General features: G+C 42.1%; 21 protein-coding genes and 1 pseudogene. 10 read left to right on the forward strand and 12 right to left on the reverse strand.

All coding sequences use genetic code 11. The features are described 5' to 3' along the window. Positions 1-134: 134 nt before the first annotated feature. Positions 135-422, forward strand: a complete 288-nt coding sequence (locus tag ACPZ3T_RS13020) for a hypothetical protein (RefSeq protein ID WP_490276781.1) — start codon at positions 135-137, stop codon at positions 420-422. Here the strand turns inward: ACPZ3T_RS13020 and ACPZ3T_RS13025 are convergent. The 5 genes from ACPZ3T_RS13025 to ACPZ3T_RS13045 all read right to left on the reverse strand — a co-directional run bounded on the left by ACPZ3T_RS13025 (position 419) and on the right by ACPZ3T_RS13045 (position 5442). After that, positions 419-1378, reverse strand: a complete 960-nt coding sequence (locus tag ACPZ3T_RS13025; protein WP_490276782.1) for an MDR/zinc-dependent alcohol dehydrogenase-like family protein — start codon at positions 1376-1378, stop codon at positions 419-421. The genes ACPZ3T_RS13020 and ACPZ3T_RS13025 overlap by 4 nt on opposite strands. 44 nt (positions 1379-1422) lie before the next feature. Further along, on the reverse strand, positions 1423-1992 hold the full coding sequence (locus ACPZ3T_RS13030) for a hypothetical protein (RefSeq protein WP_490276783.1): 570 nt from the start codon (positions 1990-1992) through the stop codon (positions 1423-1425). Positions 1993-2332: 340 nt separating this feature from the next. After that, positions 2333-2929, reverse strand: a complete 597-nt coding sequence (locus ACPZ3T_RS13035; protein WP_490276784.1) for a hypothetical protein — start codon at positions 2927-2929, stop codon at positions 2333-2335. 254 nt (positions 2930-3183) lie between these two features. Continuing rightward, complete coding sequence (locus ACPZ3T_RS13040; protein ID WP_490276785.1) at positions 3184-3990, reverse strand: inositol monophosphatase family protein; 807 nt, start codon at positions 3988-3990, stop codon at positions 3184-3186. A 24-nt stretch (positions 3991-4014) separates the two neighbouring features. Next, positions 4015-5442 (reverse strand): BCD family MFS transporter, encoded by a 1428-nt coding sequence (locus tag ACPZ3T_RS13045; protein WP_490276786.1) that lies wholly within the window; start codon positions 5440-5442, stop codon positions 4015-4017. A 175-nt stretch (positions 5443-5617) separates the two neighbouring features. Between ACPZ3T_RS13045 and ACPZ3T_RS13050 the strand changes: the two genes are divergently transcribed. Next, complete coding sequence (locus ACPZ3T_RS13050; protein WP_490276787.1) at positions 5618-6568, forward strand: aldo/keto reductase; 951 nt, start codon at positions 5618-5620, stop codon at positions 6566-6568. On the opposite strand, the pseudogene ACPZ3T_RS13055 reads toward ACPZ3T_RS13050, so the two are convergent. The 3 genes and pseudogenes from ACPZ3T_RS13055 to rimO form a co-directional block, all read right to left on the reverse strand. Beyond that, positions 6565-6774, reverse strand: a pseudogene (locus tag ACPZ3T_RS13055) (Uma2 family endonuclease); the annotation flags it as partial. The gene ACPZ3T_RS13050 and the pseudogene ACPZ3T_RS13055 sit on opposite strands and share 4 nt — an antisense overlap. Positions 6775-7284: 510 nt before the next feature. After that, entirely contained in the window at positions 7285-8808 is a 1524-nt protein-coding gene (locus ACPZ3T_RS13060) for a DEAD/DEAH box helicase (protein WP_490276788.1), read from the reverse strand. Positions 8809-8980: 172 nt separating this feature from the next. Then, complete coding sequence (gene rimO, locus ACPZ3T_RS13065) at positions 8981-10297, reverse strand: 30S ribosomal protein S12 methylthiotransferase RimO (protein ID WP_490276789.1); 1317 nt, start codon at positions 10295-10297, stop codon at positions 8981-8983. A gap of 761 nt (positions 10298-11058) precedes the next feature. Between rimO and btpA the strand changes: the two genes are divergently transcribed. From btpA to ACPZ3T_RS13090, 5 genes are all read left to right on the forward strand, one after another. Then, positions 11059-11907 (forward strand): photosystem I biogenesis protein BtpA, encoded by an 849-nt coding sequence (gene btpA / locus ACPZ3T_RS13070; protein ID WP_490276790.1) that lies wholly within the window; start codon positions 11059-11061, stop codon positions 11905-11907. A 157-nt stretch (positions 11908-12064) separates the two neighbouring features. Next, positions 12065-13057 (forward strand): vitamin K epoxide reductase family protein, encoded by a 993-nt coding sequence (locus ACPZ3T_RS13075; RefSeq protein WP_490276791.1) that lies wholly within the window; start codon positions 12065-12067, stop codon positions 13055-13057. Positions 13058-13177: 120 nt separating this feature from the next. Next, positions 13178-15370, forward strand: coding sequence for a CHASE2 domain-containing protein (locus tag ACPZ3T_RS13080; RefSeq protein ID WP_490276792.1), 2193 nt, complete (start codon positions 13178-13180; stop codon positions 15368-15370). An 84-nt stretch (positions 15371-15454) separates the two neighbouring features. After that, positions 15455-15640: a hypothetical protein gene (locus tag ACPZ3T_RS13085; protein WP_490276793.1), complete on the forward strand. Its 186-nt coding sequence runs from the start codon at positions 15455-15457 to the stop codon at positions 15638-15640. A gap of 354 nt (positions 15641-15994) precedes the next feature. After that, positions 15995-16231: a hypothetical protein gene (locus tag ACPZ3T_RS13090; RefSeq protein WP_490276794.1), complete on the forward strand. Its 237-nt coding sequence runs from the start codon at positions 15995-15997 to the stop codon at positions 16229-16231. 192 nt (positions 16232-16423) lie between these two features. Here the strand turns inward: ACPZ3T_RS13090 and nadB are convergent, their stop codons facing one another. The 4 genes from nadB to ACPZ3T_RS13110 form a co-directional block, all read right to left on the reverse strand. Continuing rightward, positions 16424-18100, reverse strand: coding sequence for an L-aspartate oxidase (gene nadB, locus ACPZ3T_RS13095; RefSeq protein WP_490277210.1), 1677 nt, complete (start codon positions 18098-18100; stop codon positions 16424-16426). Between the two features lie 221 nt (positions 18101-18321). Continuing rightward, positions 18322-18750 (reverse strand): photosystem II complex extrinsic protein PsbU, encoded by a 429-nt coding sequence (gene psbU / locus ACPZ3T_RS13100; RefSeq protein ID WP_490276795.1) that lies wholly within the window; start codon positions 18748-18750, stop codon positions 18322-18324. Between the two features lie 274 nt (positions 18751-19024). Further along, entirely contained in the window at positions 19025-19804 is a 780-nt protein-coding gene (locus tag ACPZ3T_RS13105) for a DUF3120 domain-containing protein (RefSeq protein ID WP_490276796.1), read from the reverse strand. Between the two features lie 4 nt (positions 19805-19808). Continuing rightward, positions 19809-19973 carry a hypothetical protein gene (locus ACPZ3T_RS13110; protein ID WP_490276797.1) on the reverse strand — a complete coding sequence of 55 codons (165 nt, stop codon included), beginning with the start codon at positions 19971-19973 and terminating at the stop codon, positions 19809-19811. A 287-nt stretch (positions 19974-20260) separates the two neighbouring features. Here ACPZ3T_RS13110 and ACPZ3T_RS13115 point away from each other — a divergent pair, with 287 nt between their 5' ends. From ACPZ3T_RS13115 to ACPZ3T_RS13125, 3 genes are all read left to right on the forward strand, one after another. Continuing rightward, positions 20261-21223 (forward strand): undecaprenyl-diphosphate phosphatase, encoded by a 963-nt coding sequence (locus ACPZ3T_RS13115; protein WP_490276798.1) that lies wholly within the window; start codon positions 20261-20263, stop codon positions 21221-21223. A gap of 140 nt (positions 21224-21363) precedes the next feature. Beyond that, complete coding sequence (locus ACPZ3T_RS13120; RefSeq protein ID WP_490276799.1) at positions 21364-22695, forward strand: TIGR03279 family radical SAM protein; 1332 nt, start codon at positions 21364-21366, stop codon at positions 22693-22695. A 101-nt stretch (positions 22696-22796) separates the two neighbouring features. Continuing rightward, a complete protein-coding gene (locus tag ACPZ3T_RS13125; RefSeq protein WP_490276800.1) occupies positions 22797-25472 on the forward strand; it encodes a glycoside hydrolase family 10-like protein in 2676 nt (891 codons plus the stop codon). Positions 25473-25706: the final 234 nt, after the last annotated feature.

Consider the following 25706-nt stretch of genomic DNA (forward strand, 5'->3'; position numbering starts at 1 on the left):
CCCCATTCCCCATGCCCCATTCCCCATTCCCCATTCCCCATTCCCAATAAATTTATACTTCTGTAGCGAGAAGTTAGGTTGAAAGAGTTAGGAGTTAATATACTTCTAGCTCTTCATTTTTGTCAGAAATTGCCGTGTTGGAATTAATATCTTTACTAATTAGAGCCATTCAACCATTTTTAGTACCCATTTGCTTTGTTGGGGCTTGGATGGTCATTTCTCTTGTAATGTGGAGTCTATGGACAGCCGCACGAGACAGTATCACCACAGCTAAACAAATGCACAAAATCCCCTGTCCCGGTTGCCAGTTTTTCACCGATGATTACCGTCTCAAATGTACTGTCCACCCATCGATAGCCAATACAGAAGAGGCTATTCATTGTTGTGATTTTCAAGCTAAAACTAATCCTTACTTGTATTAGGCAACACTCATATCTAACAATACTTTTAAAACTCCTCGCTTTTGGGCTTGTGCAAAAGCCTCTATTCCTTGACTCAGGGGATAAGCTGCATGAATGAGGGGTTTTACGTCTACTTTTGCTGCCGCTAATAAATCCAATGCTGCCGAAAAGGGGCCGCAACGAGAACCAATTAGGGTGATTTCATCTACTACCAAGGCAGAAGCATCAAAACTCAGGTTGCCTGCATAGGTACTTTTGAGTACTAGAGTACCACGAGGACGTAGGGCGCGACGAGCGATCGCAAATCCTTCTGGGTTGCCGGTACACTCTACGGAAATATCAAATGTTCTATCTGTGACTGCATCAACTAAACCCGTTTTGATTCCCCGCGCTTCTAAATTAGCAAGTTTATCTCGGTGACGACCAATAACCAATAGTTGACAACCAGTTAAAGCCAGTGTTTGGGCTACTAACTGCCCTAATTTACCATCTCCTACTACTAGCACACGGTCATCTGCACATATCGTCACTTGCTGTTGAATTTCTAATGCCGCCGCTAAAGGTTCAGTAAAAGTAGCAATATCTGTTGGTACATTTTCCGGTACAGGATGAAGGTTGGCGACTGGTAAACATAGATACTCAGCAAATGCGCCATCACGGTTGACAATACCTAATACTGTGCGGTTCTCACAGTGGGTTGGTTGTCCCCGACGGCAAAAACGGCAATAACCACAAACAGCATTAATTTCACCGACTACGCGCTGATTGACAAGATGTTTTGGCCCCTGTTCAACTAAACCGACAAATTCATGTCCCAAAACACCAGTATAAGGATAGTAGCCCCTAAGTAATTCTAAGTCTGTATTACAAATTCCCGCACGTAAAACCCGTACAAGAGCTTCCCCTGGTGGTGGTTCAGGAATTGGTATATCTGTACGCAGTTGTAATTGGTTATTTTCCAGCCAAAGTCCTTTCATTGTCTTTTCTAATCAAATACTCACAGGCATTTTAACCAGAAACATCAATTTGTTAACTCAGATGTACTGGGTAATTTCGCCTCAAGCTTGCTTAACCAAATGATCAGATCATTGGAATGAACTGCAATCTCACTACCCAAGGTTTTGATATATAAAAGCCCATCACTAATAATTAAGTCTCGAATCGGATACCAGGAATTGCGTGTACGGATCAGTAAATCTAACGGTATACCCAACTGTAATGTATTTTTGCGATATTTCCACCAAGCCCGCCAGAGATTTACTGATTTCGTACAGTGCATACGATATCCTTTTGGCAGTGGGCAGTATTGATAGCGATAGCAATGACGTTCGTCTATTTCCCCGGTGAGAATATAGCTGTAATCTGCCAAAGCTTCATTCATTACTTCCCAGTACGATGAAGTTGATTTAATCGAAAATTCTAGTGTTGTCTGGGTAAGTTGGGCAGTAGCAATTACACCTTCAGCTTTGGCTATGACTTGGTTGGTTTTATAAGCTGTCTGTGCCTGTAAAGAAGTATTGGCTAACAAAACCTCTTTTTTTTGGATAGATTGGTCAACAAACTCTCTTAATAAATCTAAGTTAGATAACATGGCTGTTTTATATGCAATGCACCATTTTTACTGAAGCTATAGCTTATTGTCAGTCAGCAATTACCGTAATATCATCATTACTCAACAATTGCTGTCAACTTAATTATACCCAAACTATTTTTTTTGTTTGTAAATATACGGTGAACTAATTTGAGTCTTCAAAATTGTCTGTTAAAGATAGTAAAGTTTTCATAAACAAGTTTTCTATTTATATATTCAAATGATTTTGCAGAGATTTATTTGCTGGTTTTCTATAGAAAGAATAAAGTTTTTATATTTATTAAGTATAAACACATAAACATTAGCTTGGGTGAGGGAATAGAGGAGCAGCGCGACAAAACTAATTACTATTAAAGATGGAGTCCGTGAGTTTTTTACTATGAATATCTTCTGGAAAACTAGACTCAATTTTGCTCAACCAAAAAACTAAATCATTAGAATCTAATGACATTTCACTGACTAAAGTCTTAATGTAAATTAGACCATCACTAATTGTTAAATCTTTAATGCCATACCATGAGTTCCTAGTTCTGATTAAAATATCTAAGGGAACTTTGATCTGGGAAGCATATTTACGATATTTCCACCAATTTTGCCACAGTCCCACTGATGTAGTACATTGCAGTTTATAACCTTCTGGTATGGAACATTGTTGATATTGGTAGAAGCCTTGTTTATCTACTTCCCCTGTACATATATAGTTATATTCTGCTAATGTTTCGTTGATGATTTCCCAATAGGATGAAGTGGCATAAATCAAAAAATCAGTTGGGGTATGATCCAATTTGGCACTAGCAATCACACCTTGTCTTTTACAACTCAATTGGTTACTTTTATAAACCATTTGTGCTGTTAGATAAGAATTTGCTAATAAAACTTCTTTCTTTTGCATGGATTGGACAATAAATTCTCGCATTAATTCTAAATTTGATAACATAATTTTGATACCCAACAAGCAACTTCTGTTCAACAAGGAAATTCAGTATGTCAGCATTAATTAAGTTGCTATTGACAGTTAAAAATACACAGTCAACAGCGATGGATCTCATTAGTGAATGAAACCATCTAATTACATATACGTGGACAAGCTGTAAGATCCTGAAAAAATACCCAAGTTGCCTGTAAAATTTTTGGCGGTGGCAACTTGGGTTAATCAGAAGTGGTTGGTAACAAAAAAAGCTGAAAAACTGGTTAAATTTTGATCTTTTGAGTAAATGGCGTAAAAAATGGCACTAATTCCGAGCGACTAACAACGAGGGTAGGGAAAGAGCGATCGCTATAATCTTCTCCTGATACCAAGGGAAATGGCTCTGAGTTCAGGGATATCCAACTACCGCCAGCCGCTTGTACAATTACCCAAGCCCCTGCTATATCCCAGACTTTAGGAGTAGCTTCCACACCTCCTAAAACTGCCCCAGCCGCCACAGTGAGAAAATTATAGCTAGCTACACCCAACATCCGAATTTTGCAGGGAAAGCCATTCTGCACTACAGCCAAGCTACGGGAACAAAGATTAAAGAAATGATTGCTACTAGGTGCATCAATACTGGTATGAATGGGATGATGATTGAGAAATGCTCCCGATGGGGTGGTTAACCCAGAAGATCCAGCCCAAAATCCGTGAAAGGCTTGATTTAAAGCTGGAACATAGATATAACCAAAAATTGGTGTGCCTTGATAAAGTAAAGCCAAGGAAATTGACCAAATAGGAATACCCCGTGTAAAGTTGGTTGTACCATCGAGAGGATCAATCACCCAACACCAATCTGTCCCCGGAAACACCCGCTCTCCTTCTTCGCTCAAAATCCCATAACCAGAGAAAGTAGAAGCGATCGCATCCCGAATTTCTTGATCTGCCCATTGATCAGCCTGTGTCACCAAGCTACCATCGGCTTTTTGTAAAGCCTGCACCTGGCCATAATCTTCCATGAGTCGCTTTCCCACCCTGGTAGTAGTGGTTTCGGCGAAATCGAGAACCGTTGTCCAAAAATCATTCATTGATAAATTCTCACCAAAGCCGTTTTAGTCTAAATCACTTTCTAATACAGAAGCGATCGCTTGCTTGGTATTAGTTTGAAATTCTGTGACGTTGACTCTATTCAGCAGGAAAATTGACAGCACCATCCCCACAGCTTCCAACGCAAATACCAGCCCATAGGCTAATTCTAATGTTGGTAGCACTCTCCGGCCTAAATCTAAAACTGCACCCCCAGCTACTACTGCTAGTCCTCTAGAAACAGCCTGTGCTAATCCCCACGCACCAATAAATGTCCCTGCTGTTTCCGCTACTGTCAAATCCAACATCAAACTAACTGCACCTGTGGTTAAAAAACCCGTTGCTAACCCAAATAACACTAAACCGAACTTCAAAAAGTTGGGGTTAGCCGAAAATCCCGACGCACCCAACAACAAAGCTGCAAATGCTACCAACACACAGCCTAAGCGTATAGTTCTACGTTTACCTAAACGCGGTACAATTAAGAACCCAGTCACTGCGTAGGCAATCAAAAGCCCTGTACCATAAAAAACATTCAGTTTAGTACTTTCCGCTAAGGGCATTTTGAACACTTGACCCGCAAAAGGTTCAACAACTGGGTCTTGCATAAATAAGCAGAATGTCATCACTAGTAAAAAAGTGAAAAACAAGGCTGTTTGGGGACTAGCGGTTAAAATTTTCCAGGCTGTACCTAAAGTAATGCTGTCTTCACGGTTAATTAATGTAGAACGGCTACTATATAGTGAATACTTTTTTTCTACACCAAAGGTAGCCAAAATTGACAATCCAAACACAATACTCGGAACTACGATAAATAATCTGTTGATTGCTCCCTGTAAATTAGTGATGTCTGCTTCTGGTGTGATTTGTTGGAGTAAGCCGGAACTAATAACTGCCCCCACAATAATCCCCAGCATCAGCATTGACCAAACCACGCCGACTACTTTAGAACGGTTATCTTCTTCGGAAATATCCACCAATAAAGCGGCGAAAGCTGTACCACTAGCGCAAATTGCTAAACCGTAGATAGCAAAAACTAAACCTAAAATTGCTGTCCAGCCAACGGTAGCTGTTGTCCACACCCAGCCACTAGGATCATTAGCTACACTATTTAACTGCCATATTACTTGTACAGCTAAAAAAGCCGCGATCGCAAATATTGCCGCACCTACCCAAACATAAGCTGTACGGTGATAACCCCACAAGGGTTTGGCATCGGAAATCTGACCAAACCAAATCCGCGAAGGAGAGACAAATGCAGGCAATGCTAGTAGTAATGCTACCAATGTAGCTGGAATTGCGATTTCTTGAATCATGACTCTGTTGAGTACACCCAGAGTCAAAATAGACATCATCGCCAAACCCATTTGAAATAGGCCTAGTCGAAACATTGTCAAGAGATTCACTCTCTTAACTGACTCAGGTTTGATTGAATCAAAATCTCTGGTTGTCATTGATAGTTAACTGAAAACTCTATAGGTTTAGTCGTTCTTTAACTTAAGATAAACCCTGCTCATCCCTAAGCTGTCAATTTTCAATCAGTTTAGGCTAAATCAATAGCAACGGCTGGATGATATTAAAGTTACACTGACAAGGTAAAGTAATGTAAACAACGCAAAATTCACGATCATGGCAACAATTACATTGGGGAAAAATGGCCCATCTGTCACACCCCTTTGCATTGGTACTTGGGCTTGGGGTGATAAATTATTTTGGAGTTATGGCGAAGGTTACGGCAAAGAACAGTTACAAGCCGCATTTACTGCCGCCTTAGAAGCTGGTATTACTTTTTTTGATACTGCCGAAGTGTACGGGCCAGGATTATCAGAACAGTTTTTAGGGGAATTTCTCCAGCAAACACAACAGCCAGTACAAATTGCCACGAAATTTGGCCCTCTACCTTGGCGATTTTCAGGACAATCTGTGAGTGATGCTTTAACTGAGAGTCTCAAACGTCTGCAATTAGAAAGTATTGCCCTATATCAAGTGCATTGGCCTTTTACTTTCTTTTTAAGTCAAGAAACTTTATTAAACACCTTAGCAGAGGAAGTGAAGCGGGGTAGAATTGCTACTGTCGGTGTAAGTAATTACTCAGATGCACAAATGCGGGAGGCTCATCAAATCTTGGCAGCTAAAGGAGTACCCTTGGCAGTTAATCAAGTACGCTACTCTTTACTAAGTCGCCAAGTTGAAAGCAAGGGCATCTTGGCAACTGCCCGTGAGTTGGGTGTAACAATTTTAGCCTATAGTCCTTTAGCACAAGGATTACTCACAGGGAAATATACGCCGGAAAACCAGGAAAATCTTACTGGTGCGAGAAGAATAGACCCCAGATTTAGTAAGGCAGGATTAGAGAAAATTACACCAGTGATTTCTTTATTACGCAGTTTAGGGGAAAAATACGATCGCACTCCTGCCCAAGTTGCTTTAAATTGGTTAATTGCTCAAGGTAATGTGATTCCTATCGCTGGGGTGAAAACTGCTGCACAAGTTAAGCAGAATGCAGGGGCGTTAGGTTGGAGTTTAAGCGATGATGAAGTTGCAGCATTGGAAAAAGTCAGTCGTCCTTGGTTGAATTAATTTCCGGCTTGAAAAATTTGTTGTGCAGTTAAATTCAACTGAGGGAATGTTGGTGATTGGATGTAGTCATCTCCCCGAAATTGGGTAACTTGATACTCATCCTCAACCAACGAATAAATAGAAATAGTAGGTTGCTTAGGATTACCAACAAACTTTTTAGCCCCCAAGCCTAGATAATCAACAATCCAATATTCAGAAATACCAATCCCCAATTATAATTAAAGGTTTGTAGTGAGAACTTTAGTTCTCAAATCAGGACTAAAGCCCTTACTACGAACTCAATCTTAGTTTTTTTACATTACTTAACATAGTTCGTTTTTTTCAAATCGTTCTACTTAGTGATTATTCTGACGGGGTGACAAAGAAGCGGAGAAATTGCGCTTTTAACTTTCAATTTTGTGATTATCTTCTGTTTCCAGCCTAGGCAGAATAAAACCAGTACTTGAATCAGTTATCCGTCCAAGTTTACGGGGACGTACCCAGTTATTGAGTAATCAAATTAAATCCGCAGCGATTTATTCTGAAACATCATCCGATGGTCGCATAACCAGGATATTACCGTCCACCAATTCCATCTGCCATTCTGGATGTTCAGCTTGTAGCTGCTCTAGGAGTGAGATTGTGAACATGATTAATCTATGTTCCTACAAGCTGATCAAAACAGTTAGTTGTTCTTAGTCGCAATTACACAGTCAAATGACTGATGACTAATAAGCTTATTCCTTAGTTGCGGATGAGCCTAACTTTTGATTACCAGAGGAAACAGAAGGCTCACGACGACCTGAGCGTAGTTTGGGCTTGGGTGTACCACGTCTTTCTTCATCGCCGTTGTCGGATCTGTTCCAGTTAGAACGGTTTCTGTCGCCAGAAAATTCACGACGCTTGGCCAATTTGGGTTTAGGAACAGATGCGGTTTCTTCGGGAATTTCAATATCCGAACTTAACCATGCGGGACGAGTTTGATCGTAAGCGATTTGGAGTGCCGCAGCTGCGATCGCCTGTGCGTCGTATTGTTCAATCAGTTCGCTGATAATTGGCAAGAAGGAAGCTAAACGTTCTCCTGCTAGGGCTTCTTTTACTTGTCCTTGTAGTTTTTGGATGTGACGAGCTTCGATTTGCGCCCGTGTGGGAATGGATAGCAATTGCCAATTTTGCCGCACATGACGTTCAAAGATTTGCTGTTTGCGACGCTCAAAGGGTTGTACTAAGGTGATGGCTGTACCTTCTTTGCCGGCGCGACCTGTGCGGCCGATGCGGTGAACGTAGGTTTCAACGCTATCGGGAAGGTCAAAGTTGATCACATGGGAGAGTTGATCAACATCTAAACCCCGTGCTGCAATATCGGTGGCTACTACCCAGCGTACTTGACGGTTACGGAAGCGATTGAGTAATCTTTCCCGTGCTTGTTGGGATAAGTCGCCGTGATATTCATCGACGCTGTGACCAGCAGCTTGCAGTTGGCTGGTGAGTTCGGCGGCTGTACGTCTGGTACGGACGAAGATTAACGCGGTTTCTGGATCTTCCATTTCCAGAATTGGCTGTAAGGCTTTGGCTTTTGTCCAGTGACGGGGAATGAGATAAGCTACCTGATTGATTTTGTTGGGGGTGGCTTTTGGTTGCTCTACTGTGACTGTCACAGGCGATCGCAAAAACTTGTTGACCAACATCCGAATTGATGGTGGCATGGTAGCAGAAAATAAGGCTGTTTGCCGTTCGTCGGGGGCTTGGGAAAGAATCCTCTCGACATCATCAATAAAGCCCATGCTTAACATTTCATCGGCTTCATCTAATACAAACCACTTGACTTGATCTAGTTTCAGGCTACCCCGTTCTAGTAAGTCAATCACTCGTCCCGGAGTACCAACGACAATATGTACTCCTCGCTTGAGTTGTAAAATTTGCCGATCAATTGATTGTCCGCCATAAATCGCTAACACCCGCAAGCCACTGTAACCAATAAATTGGCTCATGGCATCGTGGACTTGAATAGCTAACTCACGGGTGGGTGTTAAAACTACAGCTTGTACGGCTCTTTGCTGAATATCAATCCGTTCTAAAATCGGTAGGGAAAAAGCTGCCGTTTTTCCTGTACCAGTTTGAGATTGTCCTACTACATCCCGACCTGACAATAGTTGTGGAATAGCTTGGGCTTGAATGTTGGTAGGTGCTGTAAAACCAAGTTTTTCTAAGTGGTCAACGCGTTCTTGTGAAATGCCTAGTTCTTGAAAAGAAAGATTCATCAAATCTCCTAGATTGTGTTTTTTTTGCTTTGCGATTTGTAAATTGAAACTTTAATTGGGGCATTGGGCAATTCAATTTTGGATTTTGGATTTTCAATTTTGGATTGGATTTCAATCTAAAATCCAAAATCTAAAATCTAAAATTCTTTTTCCTGCACCCTGCACCCTTGCCTTATGGGACGATTTGGCCAAACAGATCGTACTCATCTGCTCCGTGGATTTTTACGGGTACGATAGTTCCTAACTTGGCCTGGCCACCAACGTAAACTTGACCATCGACTTCTGGCGAAAATCTGCCAGAACGACCGATTAATTTCCCACTTCCAGGGTTTTCTTGCTCAATCAGGACTTCAACGATTTTGCCGATTTCCTGCTGATTTTTTCGCCAAGATATGGGCTGCTGGATGGCCATAATGCGATCGCGGCGTTCATCCATGACAGCTTGTGGCAATTGATTGGCTAGTGTATAGGCTGGTGTTCCCTCTTCTGCTGAAAAGGTGAATACTCCTACATGATCAAATTCATGCCGTTGCACAAATTCTAGTAGATGCTCAAAATGTGCTTCTGTCTCTCCAGGAAAGCCTACTATGAATGTTGTCCGCAAGACTGCACCTGGTATGGCTGTTTTCAACCGCTCAATAATCTCATCATTTACCCGTCCTTGCCAGGGACGGTTCATAGCTCGCAACACTTCTGGGTGAGAATGTTGCAGGGGCAAATCCAAGTAAGGTAAGACGTTAGGTGTCTGTTGAATTGCTGCTATGACATCTGGGGTTAGCCCAGTGGGATAGGCATAGTGCATCCTAATCCACGGTACATCCACTTTCCCCAAAGCCCGCAGCAATTGCGCTAATTTGGGCTTACCGTAAATATCTAACCCGTAGTTAGTGGTGATTTGGGAAATGAGAATGATCTCTTGTACCCCTTGATTCGCTAGTTGCTCGGCTTCAGCCACTATGGATTCTATGGTACGCGATCGCTGATTCCCCCGCAGGTGGGGAATAATGCAAAATGCACAACGGTAATCACACCCTTCGGCAACTCGCAGGTAAGCAACTCCTTCGGTAGTGGTTCGGTAACGTGGTGTGGTTTCATCAGCAATATAGGTTGGTTCAGCACTAACCTGTTTAACCCGCTCTCCTTGCTCTACCCTTTCAATGACATTGACGATTTGATGATAATCTCCAGTGCCAACTACGGCTACGGCTTCCGGCAATTCCTCCAACAGTTGTCCTTGGAAGTGCTGCGCCATACAGCCTGTAATCACTATTTTTTTGTTTGCTTCTGCGAGTTCTACTAATGTTTTAACAGATTCTTCTCTAGCTGCTTCAATAAAACTACACGTATTGACTATCACGTAATCTGCTAATTCTTCATTGGCATCTACACCATATCCTGCTTCTACCAGCAGCCCTAACATATGTTCTGTATCAATTCGATTTTTCTCACAGCCCAAGTGAGAGATTGCTATTGTTGGCTTTTCACCCATATTTTGAAAAAATTTTCCGGTTTTTGCTTGTTGTCAAACACAAACAACGATAATTTCACTGTTTGTGGTTCGCACCCTCACAGTTACCTGATTTCGGTGGCGTATTTCCACTGTCAGTAACTGTCTCAAACCTATGACCTTATTTATATTCAGGTCATGTTATGATGTTTTTATTAGTTGTTTCCCAGGGTAAAACTAAGTGTCTTTGGGTACATTTGACACTTGTAATCTTTTTTAACAAATCGCCTGTTGGTATTTTACACTACCGCAGGGTGTGCGTTGTTAATTTACCCATCGGGAAGCCGCCCAAAGGGCTGTTTATGAGAAGTCGCTACCCTCAGGGAAATCACACTTGCGACTGCGCCCAATGAAGCAGTAATGCTACCCTAATTCTCAGGCTATACTGGCGACTATGCGCTAGCGAGATGCCTAAACTCAGGGAAGCTGCCTTGCGTGTTGTGAGTGGCAAACTCCTCTTGTAGCCAGGTTTTATCTTAACATATCTTATGGTAAGTTTTACCCTAAATTCTGTCTTCAGGCGGAGGCAGTAAAACAACCAAAATAAAACAAATTTAGTGCTAATCAGGGAAACAGGTACTGGGGACTGGGGATTAGGGACTGGGAAGAGGTAAAAAGCAGAGGAAAAAACTAATGCCCCCTGCCCCTCCGCAATTGCTCCACTTGGGCAAAGCCCAAGACCGCATTGCTCTCTGCCCCCCTGCCCCTGCCCTATACCCCATGCCCTCACAATAGTAAAAGACGTGGACTTAGAACAGCTATTTAAAACTCGAACACCAATTATTGGCGTGGTACATCTGCTACCCCTTCCCACTTCAGCCCGTTGGGGAGGTAGCCTCAAAGCAGTGATTGACCGCGCCGAACGAGAAGCAACGGCTCTGGCAAGTGGTGGAGTGGACGGTATTATTGTAGAAAACTTTTTCGACGCGCCGTTTACGAAAAATCATGTTGACCCCGCAGTTGTCAGTGCGATGACTGTGATAGTGCAGCGCATCCAGAATTTGGTGACGTTGCCAGTAGGTATCAATGTTTTACGAAACGATGGTCACAGTGGAATGGCGATCGCCGCTTGTGTAGGAGCGCAATTTATCCGTGTGAATGTGTTAACAGGGGTAATGGCTACCGACCAAGGATTAATTGAGGGAGAAGCTCATCAATTACTCCGGTATCGCCGAGAATTAGGGACTGATGTCAAAATTCTGGCGGATGTTTTAGTTAAACACGCCCGTCCCCTGAGTTCCCCTAATCTGACTGTTGCGGTAAAAGACACAATTGAGCGGGGTTTAGCGGACGCAGTCATTTTATCTGGTTGGGCTACTGGTAGTCCCCCAAATCAAGAAGATTTAGAATTGGCCTGTGGTGCAGCCAATGGCACACCAGTATTTATTGGCAGTGGGGCAAATTGGGAAAATATTGCTACACTGTTGCAGGCCGCTAATGGTGTGATTGTGTCTAGCTCCTTAAAACGCCAAGGTCGGATTGAGCAACCAATCGACCCGATTCGCGTCAGTCAATTTGTAGAAGCTGCCCGTCGGAGTTGGAACTCTAAAGGTGACAGCAAATCAGCAAAACAAGTAAAGTTACATTCTTAGGGCATGGGGCATTGGGCATTGGGCAATTCAATTTTGGATTTTGGATTTTCAATTTTGGATTGGATTTCAATCTAAAATCTAAAATCTAAAATTCTTTTCCCTGCTCCCTGCTCCCTGCCCCCTGCCCCCAATCCCTAATCCCCAATCCCCAATTCTTATGATTCGCCGCCGTTCTACTCCCTGGATTCATCAGTGGTCACGGATAATAATTGCCGCGATCGCTGGACTTGGTGCTTTAAATACTGGCTATTTAACGATTGAAAAATTAAGCGGACGTGCTGTTACTTGCCCTGTCGAGTCTGTTGGTAAAGGTTGTACTGATGTACTAGCTAGCCCTTGGGCAACAGTTTTAGGTCAACCACTGGCCTTATTAGGGTTTTTGGCTTACATCAGTATATTAGTTTTGGCTTTAGCCCCTGTATTCTTGAAAACAGATGGCAACAAAAGCTCTAAACAACTAGAGAACTTGACTTGGTGGCTACTGCTGATTGGCGCGATCGCTATGTCTGTTTTCAGTGGCTATTTAATGTATGTCCTAGCATTTCAACTCAAAGCCGTGTGTCCTTATTGCATTACCTCGGCTTTGTTTTCCCTAAGTCTGTTGGTGATGACTCTGATTGGTCGCACCTGGGACGATATTGGACAAATCTTATTGACTGCGCTGATTGTTGGGATGGTGACAATCATCGGCACTTTGATTGTTTATCAAGATATCCCCAATCCCAATAGCCCCAATACTCAAAACACTATACCACCCGGCAGACTTGCTCCCTTCGTTCCCCAGAGCAATCCTGATCCTAAATTCGGTTGGGAAATCACTACTACCTCTGGTGAGGCAGAAATTGCCCTAGCACGCCACTTAGCTGAAGTCGGTGCTAAGGAATATGTAGCTTATTGGTGTCCTCATTGTCATGAGCAAAAGCAGTTGTTTGGCCAAGAAGCTTACAAGATCCTAGAACAGAATAATGTCAAGGTAGAATGTGCTGCTGATAGTCCCAATAGTAAAGTTGAATTGTGTAAAGCTGCCAAAATCGACGGCTTCCCCACTTGGATTATCAACGGCAAAACCTACAGTGGAGTGCAAAATCTCTCTGAACTAGCTAAGGCCACAGGTTATACAGGCGCAAGTAACTTCAAATACTTTAGATAAGTATAGTCAACATTCTTGAAAACCCCGGTTTCTTTAATAAACCGGGGTTTTGATTTAGCTATTGGCTATAAATCGTTTCTTGACAGTCAACATGAAAATAATTGCTAATAGGTCATAAGAATGAGTCAGAGAATCAGGAAGCGTCTGGTAAAATTAATCTTGGTTTTAAAAGCATCCCTGAGTAAAGTTAACAGAGAATTAATTATTACTGCTGGGGTTGTCATTTTAGTCTTATCTTTACGCTATTTAGGATTATTACAATCCTTAGAGTTAGCAGTATTAGATCAATTTTTTCAGTTACGTCCCTATGAGCCTCCCAATCATCGCATTACTATAGTAGCAATTGATGAAGATTCTTTAAGTAAAGGATTCCCCGTTCCAGATGGTGTGATTGCTAAATTATTGCAAAAACTACAAGCTAATCAACCCCGTGCAATAGGTTTAGATATCTATCGGGATGTACCTACAAATTATGGTCATGAGGATTTAGTAGCAGCATATAAATCAATGCCGAATTTAATTGGTATTGAATTACTATCACCTCATGGTAAACAGACGGTTTTACCTCCAAGAGAATTAAATCCCCAACAAGTAGGCTTTAACAACATCCTATATGACGTTGATGGTAAGGTACGCCGGAGCTTGTTGTATTGGCATATTGGGAATAATCTACACGAAAGTTTTGCGTTAAAACTAGCATTATTGTATTTAAAATCAAAGGAAATTTTTCCTCAAGGCGCAGTTAGTAATCCCAAGTATTTACAGTTGGGCAAAACTGTTTTTAAACGCTTTCAAAGCAATGATGGTGCTTATATCAGAGCCGATGCTAAAGGTTATCAAATTTTGTCAAATTTCCCTAAACCTGGTTGTGATGATAGTCCTCAAAAAAGCTGTGGTTATCACCAAGTTAGCATGGCGGATGTGTTAGCTGATAAAGTCCCAACTAGCTTGATTCAGGATCGCATTGTTTTAATTGGTTCTACGGCTTCTAGTATTCAAGAAGGTGTGTTTATTCCCTATTCTAGTAAGCTGATGGCAGGAGCAAAGCCTGTACCTGGGATTGTTTTACAAGCTTATTTTGTTGATCAATTAATATCCGCAGCTTTAGACGGTAGGCCATTATTAAAAGTTTGGCCAGAATTTTGGGAATATTTGTGGATTTTTGCTTGGTCTTATATGGGAGCAGCAACTACATGGCGAATCCGACAACCTATTCCCAGTATTTTAATTGTCATATTTTGTTGTTCGCTGCTCATACTGGGTGCATATTTGATTTTTTTGTCTGGTTGGTGGATACCACTGATTCCGCCACTACTAACATTTACTGGCTCAGTGATCTGGATTACCTATCATCTAGCTTATATGCAGGAAGAGTTAAAACGCTCTAAAGAGTTTTTGCAGCAAGTAATCAATACGATCGCAGATCCGATTTTCGTGAAAAATGAACAACGTCAGTGGATTGTATTAAATCAAGCTTACTGTCAATTTATTGGTCATCCTGATACTGTACTGATTGACAAGTCTGATGTTGATTTCTTCCCGAAACATGAAGCTGAGGTTTTCCGGCAACAAGATGAGTTAGTTTTATTGACAAAGCTACCCCAGGAAAATGAAGAAGAGTTTACTGACGCTTATGGGAAGAAGCATTTAATTGCTACTAAGCGATCGCTTCATCAAGATGCTGCTGGTAATTTCTTTTTGGTAGGGGTGATTCGAGATATTACTCAGCGCAAGTTGATGGAAGAAGACCTTAGAAGAACTGCGGCGGAGTTATTCCGGTCTAATCACGAATTAAAGCTTAAAGAAGACCGTTTACGTTATTTAGCTTATCATGACTCTTTAACAGGCTTACCTAATCGTAAATTCTTTGCTGAACAACTACAAGAATCGATCAATTGGGCGCACGATAATCATTTATTATTGGGAGTACTGTTTATTGACCTGGATGGGTTTAAGCAAGTTAATGATACCCTCGGTCATGAAATGGGCGATCGCCTGTTAGTAATTATTGGTCAACGATTAAGTAATTCTCTCCGTGCTAGTGATACGGTTTCTCGCTTGGGTGGCGATGAGTTTACAGTGCTTTTACGAGCTATACCTAATCAGCAAGTAGCAGCTACCGTCGCTGAAAAAATTTTAGCCAGTATCACTGAACCAATTGTCTTAGGCGGATATACTACTAAAGTTTCCGCAAGTATTGGCATCAGTATTTACCCTACGAGTGGTCAAGATGCTGATAGATTACTCAAACAAGCAGATACTGCTATGTATCGTGCTAAGAACTTGGGGAAGAATTGCTATCAGTTTTGTTGAGGTTGTAGGGGTGTAGGGGAGCAGGGGGGTGGGGGTGTAGGAGGGCAGGCGGAGACAAGGGAGAAAAATTTACCCCAATGCCCAATGCCCAATGCCCAATGCCCAATGCCCAATGCCCAATCATTTTTAAACTTTCTGCAAGTTTTATTAAGAAAAATTCATGAAAAATTCACAAAATACCTACTCTACTATCCAGAGTCCAGTAATTTTTATAGAAATATACTATCAGTAGTTCAATTTTTCTATGTATTTTTACATATTAAATACTGATTGGGGTGAGTATTTACACAAAAAAATCTTAAGTTTTTGTTAAAAAAATATGGCGCGGATAATTCTTTTGTGGTAATTAATGAACATATATAACTTTAGGCTGAGAATTACTTCTAACTTTAGAGTGATGTTAATTACTCGCTTTCAGTTGTATTTCTTAATTGTCAAGCTTATTGGCACAATTAGATCCGTATCCTGGATTATCCTTGTTAATACTTGTCAGTTAAGTAATTCCTACTTCAGTAAAAGCTGAAAAGCTTTACCATAATTTTCTCTTGGCAAAAGTAATTCAATCTACTGTATTTAACAACACAGGCTCAGTAAATTCACTATATCTTGACTTAACAAACAGCTATGACAACAAAATTGCAAATCATCAGTGCTGTGATGCTATGTCTCAGTGCTTTTTTGGTAATACCAAAAGTGGCTGACGCAACAGCTACTTTCCGTCATTTACCAAATTTTGATTCTCATCATCCTGCCAGTAAATCTACAAAGCCTCTTGAAGATGAAGCGAAAGATTTAGTTAATACTTACGTTCCGCCCAATTACGGAGGCCCAGACAGCGAGTATGGTAGTGGTACTCGCTAAATATTTTTTTTGGACAGATAACTAAACCGCCAAACATGAAAGACTTGTCACAAGATGTATCTTGCGACTTTGTTTCTATGTCTCAACATAAAAACTTTATATGAGCCATAGAGGAGGTTCAGTATTTATACTTGCCCTTTCCAAAAGAGTATAGGCAATGAAATTACTTAGTAGAATATACTTAAGGAAAATTTAAGATTTCATGATTAGGGCTTGACTCCATTGGTACTTTTGTACTATAGTATGGGTTTGCCAATTAGGGTTGGGGTGGGGATAGTCTAGACGATAATGTCCTCCCCTACTTTCGTTTCTAAAGGCAGCACTTTTGAGGATGAGATAAGCTACATCGAGTAAATTACCAGTTTCAGCCCAAAGTCTAACTTGGGGATCAACGTCGGGAAAAGGAAATTGGACAGATTCAGTGGGATGTAAACCGAGGAAGAATTGAGTCAAAGGCAGAGCCTCGAACGCTTGCCGCCAAGATTCCACAGTAGCGATCGCACTTAATAAGCTGGACTCTTCCCGACAAATACCCGCACTTTGCCAAACTAAACGGGGTAATTTTTCTCTAATGGTGGCTAGCTGTGTTTGTTGGTGTTGCCATTGCTGAAGCTCAATATTAAATTTTCGTGGTGGTAATCCTGGTAATTGTGCGGATTGATTGTGGGGAAGTGGGATCTGTGCCAACTGCGCGCCAAAGACAATACATTCTAGTAGGGAATTACTGGCTAGGCGGTTCGCCCCGTGTACTCCTGTACTAGCGGTTTCTCCGACTGCGTATAATCCCGGAATATTAGTACGATTCATCAAATCCGTAGCAATTCCACCCATCCAGTAATGGGCGGCTGGAGCGACAGGGATGGGTTGGTGAAAGACATCAATTCCCCAATGCTGACAAACTTTAACAATATTAGGAAAACGCTGGCGAATTTTTTCAGGGGGGATAGGGCGCATATCTAGCCAGACATTGGCAGTAGCCAAATCAACGGCGGTACGTTGCAGATGGCTAAAAATAGCTCTACTAACTATATCTCTAGGTGCGAGTTCCCCATCTGGGTGATAGTCAAAAGCAAAGCGTCGTCCTTCATTGTCAATTAGGTGTGCGCCTTCCCCACGCACAGCCTCGCTAATGAGGAAGCGTCCGGGTTTGGTTAAAGCGGTGGGGTGAAACTGCACAAATTCTAAATCACGGAGAATTGCCCCCGCCCGCCAAGCGATCGCCACGCCATCCCCAGTACTCACAGCTGGGTTAGTAGTTTGGGCAAATACTTGTCCACCGCCACCTGTAGCTAGTACCACAGCCCTAGCTTTAATCCAGGTAATTTCACCTTGATAAAACAGACTAATACCCTGACAATTACCACTTTCAGGTTCTAGCCACAGACTCAAGGCCAAAGCCTGCTGAATAACTTGAATATTGGGACGACGTAATACTTGGGCGGTGAGGGTAGTTGTGACTTCTCGCCCGGTAGTATCAGCAGCGTGGAGAACCCGGTGACGAGAGTGGGCAGCTTCTAGAGTTAATGCTAAATTTTGCGCTTGCCCGTGACGGTCAAAAGCTACCCCCAAGTTTACCAAAGATTGAATACAACTAGGGGCATTTTGGGCAAGGAACTCTACAGCTGCAACATCACATAAACCTGCACCAGCCTTGAGTGTATCTTCAACATGAAGTTGAGGAGAATCATCCGGCGCGATCGCGGCAGCAATACCACCTTGCGCCCAATCACTGGCTGAGAGAGAAACGGTTTCTTTAGTAATCAAGCCGACACGTAAAGATTCTGGCAGACACAAAGCTGTATAAAGTCCGGCTGCACCTGCACCGACTACTAAAACATCAAATTGGCTAGGTATGTCTATTTTTGGCAAGGTTGGGGAATTGGGTTCAGGGAATAGGGCATAGGGGATGGGGAATGGGGGAAACAATACTCACTCTTAATTACGAATTACGTAGCTTGCTTCCCGTAGGGTATTACGAATTACGAATTACGAATTACGAATTAGTAATTTATTCCTTGACTACATAATAAGACTCCCACCCCCTAGAGTAGAGGGTGGGTGAGTCATCTTGACAGTAACTACATCAAAAGTTATCTGTAGATACCATTGTTAAAGCGATCGTCGCCTTCGTTGAAGACAGCTTCTTGTTCTGTCACAGTGAAGTTATCTAAATTAGCTTGTAGCAGTTGCTTTTGGCGATCGCTCAATCCGGGTAAATCTAATACATCCTCTACTTGAGAGTAAGGAGCATTTTTAATGATTTTTTTCGCCAGAGTGGGATATAAACCCGGATAGCTTTGAAAAGCTCTAACGTTGGTGTTATTTAAATCAATTTTTTTACCAAACTCTGTTGCTAGTTTGTCGTCTGCGCGATTCCTTAGTTCAACTGCTAAAACTGGAACTTGAGGCATAACGAAACTTTGTAAATTGGCAGCTTGGGCAATCTGAGTTGTTCCCAACCATCCCCAACAGCCAAGCAACAAACTAAATACTGTTAATAAACGCACCAATCCTTTCACGATTTTTTACCTCTTTCCATCAAACTGAAATAAAAACGTTAAGCTCACAGCTGCCAACAATCTCTAGTCCATTATCCATAGTTGTGACTATTGACTCTCGATTATTAACTGTTGACTAAAAGCTGATAGCTTCATCTACACACAGCAGCCATCAGAAACTAATATACAGCTTATTAACGCCCACAATCTTTGCTAGTAATTGGTTGGCAAAATAAAAAAGCAGGGAGCAGGGAGCAGGGAGCAGGGAGCAGGGAAGAAAAATTTATATCATCTCTTAGGCTGCTAAAGCTGCTAACAAAAATAGACCATCTACCAAAATTGTACTTAAGACTGCACCACCAAAAGCATACCAGTGTTGCTGTTTTTGGCTTAAAGGGATGACACCACCCACGAGCAATACTACAGCTAGGGTTATTGCCCAGGTTACACCCCAAGGAGTTTGCACTTGTGTAACGGCAGCTTGTAAAATTGGCGACACTTTAGTTGGTTCTACCTGCATAATTTGCCGCCAATAGGGTATCAAGTCTACTAAATAAAAGTAAACATCTGTTAAGACTGTACCGAGTAAAGAACCTAAATAAAACCAGTTACCAACTTTGCCCCAATTACGGGCTAAACACCAACAGGCAAAGGGTAGCCCGATTGATTCTACTGGTAGATGCCATAGAGGCTCATAACGTAACCAACCCCAGTAAATTGAACCTGCTAACCAACTCCAGCTAAAGCCTAAGAGCAAATCACCCCAAAGATAAGTACCAGGGCGTGACATTAATTTAAAACTCAGCCATACCCAAAATCCAGTCATGGCTAAACTGACAACAGGCAGCGATCGCACCAGTGGAGCTTCAATAAATACTGGTACTGTCACTAAAAACACGGCGGCGGCAAATATTAACCAAGTTCTTCCCCTAGTTACAATCAGGGGCAAAGCGGCAGAAGCTTGTAGTGTTGATTCTAATTCCTGAATCTCCCTTGGTTGTGTTTCCCTAGGGAGTAATTCTGTATTTATTGCAGTGGTAGAAGTGGTGTATGAGGACAAAGTATTATTAATCAAAATTTTAATAATTGTTACTAAACTTTATATTACCCAAAATAGCATACGTCAAAATCCCCCCCAGGGGCATTTTTATATTACTACGGTTTTGCGTAAGAGTGGGAATTGGGCATTGGGCATTGGGCATTGGGCATGGGGCATGGGGCATGGGGCATGGGGCATGGGGCATTGGGGTAAATATTTCTCCCTTGTCTCCCTTGCTCCTCTGCTCCCCTGCTCCCCTGCTCCCCTGCTCCCCTGCTCCCCTGCTCCCCTGCTCCCCTGCTCCTCTGCTCCCCTGCCCCCCTACACCCCTATACCCCTATACCCCTACCCCCCTGCGCCCTACACCCCTACCCCCAATCCCTTGCACACCCAACTAGAACATGAGATGCTGTGTTGGGTAATTTTCCTGGCAAGTGATTGAGACAGCTGTTTTTTTAATTATTAGTAATCACAGCGATCGCAGGTAGACTCATGACTTTATTAAAACTTCGGTGGTTCGTGCTGCTTGGTGCAGTTTCTAGTGTTTTGTCAGTGGTAGCTTTTCCCCATCAGGTTTTGAGTACCTCAACGACTGTTACAACGGTTGGGGTAAAAGCGATGAATATTTGGCAAGCAATTGTTTTAGGCTTTGTGCAGGGAATGACTGAGTTTTTGCCCATTAGCAGCACAGCGCATTTAAAAGTAGTACCAGTAGCTTTGGGTTGGGGTGATCCGGGGGTGGCTTTTACTGCCATCATCCAGTTAGGGAGTATAGCGGCTGTGTTGTCATATTTCTGGGGGGATTTAAGCAGAATTATGAAGGGAGCTACTAGAGCGATCGCCCTGAAAGATTACAATGATTATGATTTACGGTTGTTGTTGGGTATTGTCTTGGGAACATTGCCCATTGTGTTTTTTGGACTGTTAATTAAAAGATTTATTCCCGATTTTGATAATTCACCCATTAGAAGCATCGGTGCGATCGCCATTGCCTCAATTGTCATGTCACTATTATTAGGCTTGGCAGAAAAACTTGGTCAGCGTCAGCGAGATTTTGAACACTTGACGATGCAAGATGGCTTACTAATGGGGTTAGCCCAAGCTTTAGCTTTAATTCCTGGGGTATCCCGTTCCGGTTCAACCTTGACTTCCGGTTTATTTATGGGTTTACAACGGGAAACCGCCGCCAGATTTTCATTTTTGTTAGGGATTCCTGCCATTACCTTAGCGGGGTTAGTGTCGTTAAAAGATGTCTTAGATACGAGTTTGGGAGATGGGGCGATGATTCCCCTAGTAGCGGGAGTCATTTCTGCGGCTATATTTTCTTATATAGCGATCGCTGGTTTACTACGCTTCCTGAAAACTCAAAGCACTTGGGTGTTTATTTGGTATCGTTTGGTATTTGGTGTAGTAATTTTAAGTGCAATCAGTGCCGGAGTGTTGAACAATAGTTAATAGTAATGAGTAATGAGTAATGAGTTCTGTTAGCGGTAGCGTGGACTAAAGCCAGAACCGCTAGACTCACTATTGACTAGTCACTACTCACTAGTCACTACTTAGCACTCATTACTCAGCACTCAGCACCGTTTGGACTTATGACTAGTATTCGTCCTGCCAAAATTACTAAGGTATTACCAGGCTCAATTGCAGCTGAAATTGGCTTTGAAGTCGGCGATGCGATCGCTGCTATCAATGGTACACAGCCCCGTGATTTAATTGATTATAAATTTCTCTGTTCAGATGAATTTTTAGAATTAGAAGTTTTAGATACCTCTGGCAAAACTCATTATATTGAAATTGAGAAGGATTATGACGAAGACCTGGGGTTAGAGTTTGAAACTGCCTTATTTGATAACCTGATTCAGTGCAATAATCGTTGTCCGTTTTGCTTTATTGACCAACAACCCCCAGGAAAACGTTCTAGCTTGTATTTAAAAGACGATGATTATCGTCTGAGCTTTTTATATGGTTCTTATCTTACCCTGACTAATTTACCGGCAAGGGAATGGCAACGGATTGAACAGATGCGCTTATCTCCGTTGTATGTTTCTGTTCATGCCACAGAACCGGAAGTCAGAATTAGACTGCTAAAAAATCAGCGTGCAGGAGAAATTCTAGAACAGTTGCGCTGGTTTCAAACCAGACGCTTGCAAATTCATGCTCAAGTCGTTGTCTGTCCCGGAATAAATGATGGTGAACACCTGGAACAAACCCTACGGGATTTAGCGTCATTTTATACTGGTGAAGTTCCTACTGTGGCATCGGTGGCAGTCGTGCCTGTAGGTTTGACAAGATTTCGTCCTGAACAAGATGAACTAGTGCCTGTAACTCCTGAAAAAGCTCAAGAAGTGATTGCTCAAGTGCAATTACTGACACGGGAATTTCGGCAAAAATTTGGTTCTAATGTGGCTTGGTTAGCTGATGAATGGTTTTTAATTGCTGGTGCAGAATTACCCAGTGAATCTGACTATGAAGAATATCCGCAAATAGATAATGGTGTCGGTTCAATTCGCTTATTTATTAAGCAGTTTGAAATGGCGGCGGCGGAATTACTCCCAGCAAAAATTTCATCACCGAGAAAATTAACTTGGGTGGTTGGTAATGCTGTGGAAAAAGCCTTTCAACCAATTTTGCAACGCTTAAATAATGTGGCTGGGTTGCAAGTTGATATGCGGGCATTAAATAGTAATTATTGGGGACAAGCTATTAGTGTTACAGGCTTAATTACAGGTCACGACTTAGTTTTAAACTTAAAAGGGCAAGATTTAGGTGAGGGAATTTTGCTGCCCAGTGTCATGCTTAAACATGGGGAATTAGTGTTTTTAGATGATATGAGTGTGGCAGAAGTATCAGAAGAATTGAATACAAAGATTTTACCAGTATCAGGAGTCAAAGAACTGATTAATACTTGTATTCTGAATTTATGAAAATTTAATTAAGAAATATCAGTTATTCTTCGGAGGTAAAATTTGGTTATTCTACCTCATAAATAGTAAAGAAAGGTTAATTAATCAGTGAGGGGAATGTAGTGAAGAATCAGGTGTTAGGTAATAAAAAAAATATCAAATTGTTATTAAAAAATCACAGATTCTTCATTTTAACAGCTCAGTTGATTATTGTTAACTGTTTAAATATTGTGCCAGTCAAGGCAGGTACAGCAACACCTGTGTTTAGCGTGGTACAAAGCGAAGAAAATACACACCATTGGAAAGGAATTAGCAAACGCTTACAAACCCTGGGTATACCTTATTGTGTACTTCCCCTAGAAACGGTCAAGAGTGAAGCAGATTGGGGCGATCGCCAAGTATTATTTTTACCAAATATTGAAACCCTGACAACAGGGCAAGCGATCGCTCTAGAAAAATGGATGAGCAACGGTGGTAATTTGATTGCTAGTGGCCCCATAGGTAGTCTCTCAGCCCCCGGAGTGCGTCAGCTATTAAAAGACCTCCTGGGGAGCTATTGGGGATTTAGTCTGCCAAATGAACAGCAAATCCAACCCCCAAAAACTCAACTTCCAGCCTGGTTAAACCAAAAAGGGCTTTTTGGTCAAGTACATGGGGGCGTTTTAGTGCCTAATGATGGTGTGAGCAAAGCCGTGGCGGTTTGGAATACTCAAGATAACGCGGCGGCGGTAGTGGCTGCCCAACGTTCTACTTTGTTGGGTTGGCGTTGGGGAGCGGATGCAGCTTCTACGGCTGAATTGGATACGGCCTGGTTGCAAGTCGCCCTCAATCGTCATTTGTCAACACCAGTCAATAGTAATCAAAATCTCACAGCAGCTGCTCCCAATTGTCCTGCACCAGTAGCTCAGGCTAACTCTAGTTCTACGGTTGCCCCAAAAAACCGGATCAATCAACAAGACGAGGCTATAGATCAATTAGAACAAACAGTCCGTTGGGATGTTGTCCCTAATTCTCATAAACCTATTGAGCCTGGCGAAGCCGCCGCCATGCAGCAAGAGCTAGCAAATCTCATTGGTAGAATCGAAAGCGCACATTTAGCAGCCTTAGCTTATTCTCCTAGTCCTGATGTTTCCCAGTCTCTCAAGCAAGAGGACAGACAACTGGCTACTACGAGATTACCTACACTCATCCCCAATCAAGAGCAAGTTTTAGCCCAAGCTAAGGTAATAGCTGACAACTTACCTCGGTTGATAGCCAATAAAAATTATGCTCTGGCGCGGCAACAATGGTTAGTAGCGAGAAATAATTTGTGGAAACAGTTTCCAGTAGATCGCAGATTAGCACCAACGGAAATTCGGGCTGTGTGGTTAGACCGAGGTACAATTGTCCGTGCAGGGGGGGAACAAGGACTAACTAAAGTTTTTGACCGCCTAGCACAAGCAGGTATTAATACTATTTTTTTTGAATCTGTCAATGCTGGTTATCCCATTTATCCCAGCCAAGTTGCGCCCCAGCAAAACCCATTGATTCAAGGTTGGGATCCTTTGGCGGTGGGGGTGAAATTAGCCCATGAGCGCGGCATGGAATTACACGCTTGGGTGTGGACATTTGCGGCAGGAAATCAGCGTCATAATGAACTACTCAACATTAACCCTGATTATCCAGGGCCAGTACTTGCAGCTAATCCTGGTTGGGCTAACTATGATAATCAAGGTCGGGTGATTCCTCTCGGTCAGACTAAGCCCTTTTTCGACCCAGCGAATCCCGAAGTGCGGCAATATTTACTCAAGTTATATGCAGAAATTGTGACACGCTACAAGGTAGATGGACTGCAACTAGACTATATTCGCTATCCTTTCCAAGACCCAGCCGCCGGCCGCATTTATGGATATGGTCAAGCTGCTAGAGAGCAATTTCAAAAACTCACAGGAGTAGACCCAGTTAGTATTAAGCCTAGTCAAATCCAATTGTGGCAACAGTGGACAGCATTTCGGACTCAACAAGTAGATAGCTTTGTTACAGAAGTATCACAAATGTTGCGACAAAAACGGACTAACTTAATTTTGTCCGTGGCTGTTTTTCCCCTACCACAAGCAGAACGGATTCAGAAATTGCAACAACACTGGGAAGTGTGGGCGCGACGAGGAGATATTGATTTAATTATTCCCATGACCTATGCCCAAGATACAGTGCGCTTTCAACAGCTAGCCCAACCTTGGATAGCTTCGACTCAGTTAGGCTCTACGTTATTAATCCCAGGGATTCGTCTGCTGTCTTTACCCACCCTAGGAACATTCGATCAATTGCAATTGGTCAGGGATTTACCCGTTGCAGGTTATGCTTTGTTTGCTGCCGAAAATGTCAACAGTGAACTACATAAATTGTTTGTTAGCACTCAAGGAAAATTGGCATCTGTAGAGAATGAGCCTATCCCTCATCGTCAACCATTACAATCAGCTTTGACTCGATATAATTCTTTACAACGAGAATGGCGTTTAGTGTTAGATTCAGGAAAATTGCAAATATCTCCCAAAAAAATTTCCGAACTTTATAGCCAGGCGGATGTATTACAATATGCTTTAACTCAATTAGTGGCTTCACCTTCCCCTAGAAAATTCCTCGTTGCTAAATCGGCTCTCACACGCTTTAAATCGCAGTTTCGGGTGTGGATGGGTGAACAAAATATCAGCAGTAGTTATCAAGTCAAAGCTTGGGAAAATCGTCTTTCCACTATCGAAAAATTATTGCATTACGCTCAGAAGCGGTTAGAAATAAATTCACAGGAGAAAGCTAATTAACAATTGGGCATAATTTCTCGATTTATGTAGTTTTAACCAAAAACCAGAGCGATCGCCCGATTATCGCCAATCTACTCATCTAGGAATGGGATTTATCTGATTCCCAGCCTGAAATTAGCTAGAGTGGATTGTTGTATTTCTTCATACTAAATTTATAGTATTTATACCAGAGATATTATTATTTATTTAGCAGCAAAATATATACAATACCTAAAGCATATACTTTAGAAATCT

This window comes from Aliinostoc maniaoense, assembly GCF_058172895.1.

What these genes read in the sequence shown, in the direction of transcription:
- ACPZ3T_RS13025 (WP_490276782.1), bottom strand. Translation starts at nt 1,378, where the DNA reads ATGAAAGGACTTTGGCTGGAAAATAACCAATTACAACTGCGTACAGAT.
- ACPZ3T_RS13030 (WP_490276783.1), bottom strand. Translation starts at nt 1,992, where the DNA reads ATGTTATCTAACTTAGATTTATTAAGAGAGTTTGTTGACCAATCTATC.
- ACPZ3T_RS13035 (WP_490276784.1), bottom strand. Translation starts at nt 2,929, where the DNA reads ATGTTATCAAATTTAGAATTAATGCGAGAATTTATTGTCCAATCCATG.
- ACPZ3T_RS13040 (WP_490276785.1), bottom strand. Translation starts at nt 3,990, where the DNA reads ATGAATGATTTTTGGACAACGGTTCTCGATTTCGCCGAAACCACTACT.
- ACPZ3T_RS13045 (WP_490276786.1), bottom strand. Translation starts at nt 5,442, where the DNA reads ATGACAACCAGAGATTTTGATTCAATCAAACCTGAGTCAGTTAAGAGA.
- ACPZ3T_RS13050 (WP_490276787.1), top strand. Translation starts at nt 5,618, where the DNA reads ATGGCAACAATTACATTGGGGAAAAATGGCCCATCTGTCACACCCCTT.
- ACPZ3T_RS13060 (WP_490276788.1), bottom strand. Translation starts at nt 8,808, where the DNA reads ATGAATCTTTCTTTTCAAGAACTAGGCATTTCACAAGAACGCGTTGAC.
- rimO (WP_490276789.1), bottom strand. Translation starts at nt 10,297, where the DNA reads ATGGGTGAAAAGCCAACAATAGCAATCTCTCACTTGGGCTGTGAGAAA.
- ACPZ3T_RS13075 (WP_490276791.1), top strand. Translation starts at nt 12,065, where the DNA reads ATGATTCGCCGCCGTTCTACTCCCTGGATTCATCAGTGGTCACGGATA.
- ACPZ3T_RS13080 (WP_490276792.1), top strand. Translation starts at nt 13,178, where the DNA reads ATGAGTCAGAGAATCAGGAAGCGTCTGGTAAAATTAATCTTGGTTTTA.
- ACPZ3T_RS13085 (WP_490276793.1), top strand. Translation starts at nt 15,455, where the DNA reads ATGCCCAATGCCCAATGCCCAATGCCCAATGCCCAATCATTTTTAAAC.
- ACPZ3T_RS13090 (WP_490276794.1), top strand. Translation starts at nt 15,995, where the DNA reads ATGACAACAAAATTGCAAATCATCAGTGCTGTGATGCTATGTCTCAGT.
- ACPZ3T_RS13110 (WP_490276797.1), bottom strand. Translation starts at nt 19,973, where the DNA reads ATGCCCCATGCCCCATGCCCCATGCCCCATGCCCCATGCCCAATGCCC.
- ACPZ3T_RS13115 (WP_490276798.1), top strand. Translation starts at nt 20,261, where the DNA reads ATGACTTTATTAAAACTTCGGTGGTTCGTGCTGCTTGGTGCAGTTTCT.
- ACPZ3T_RS13120 (WP_490276799.1), top strand. Translation starts at nt 21,364, where the DNA reads ATGACTAGTATTCGTCCTGCCAAAATTACTAAGGTATTACCAGGCTCA.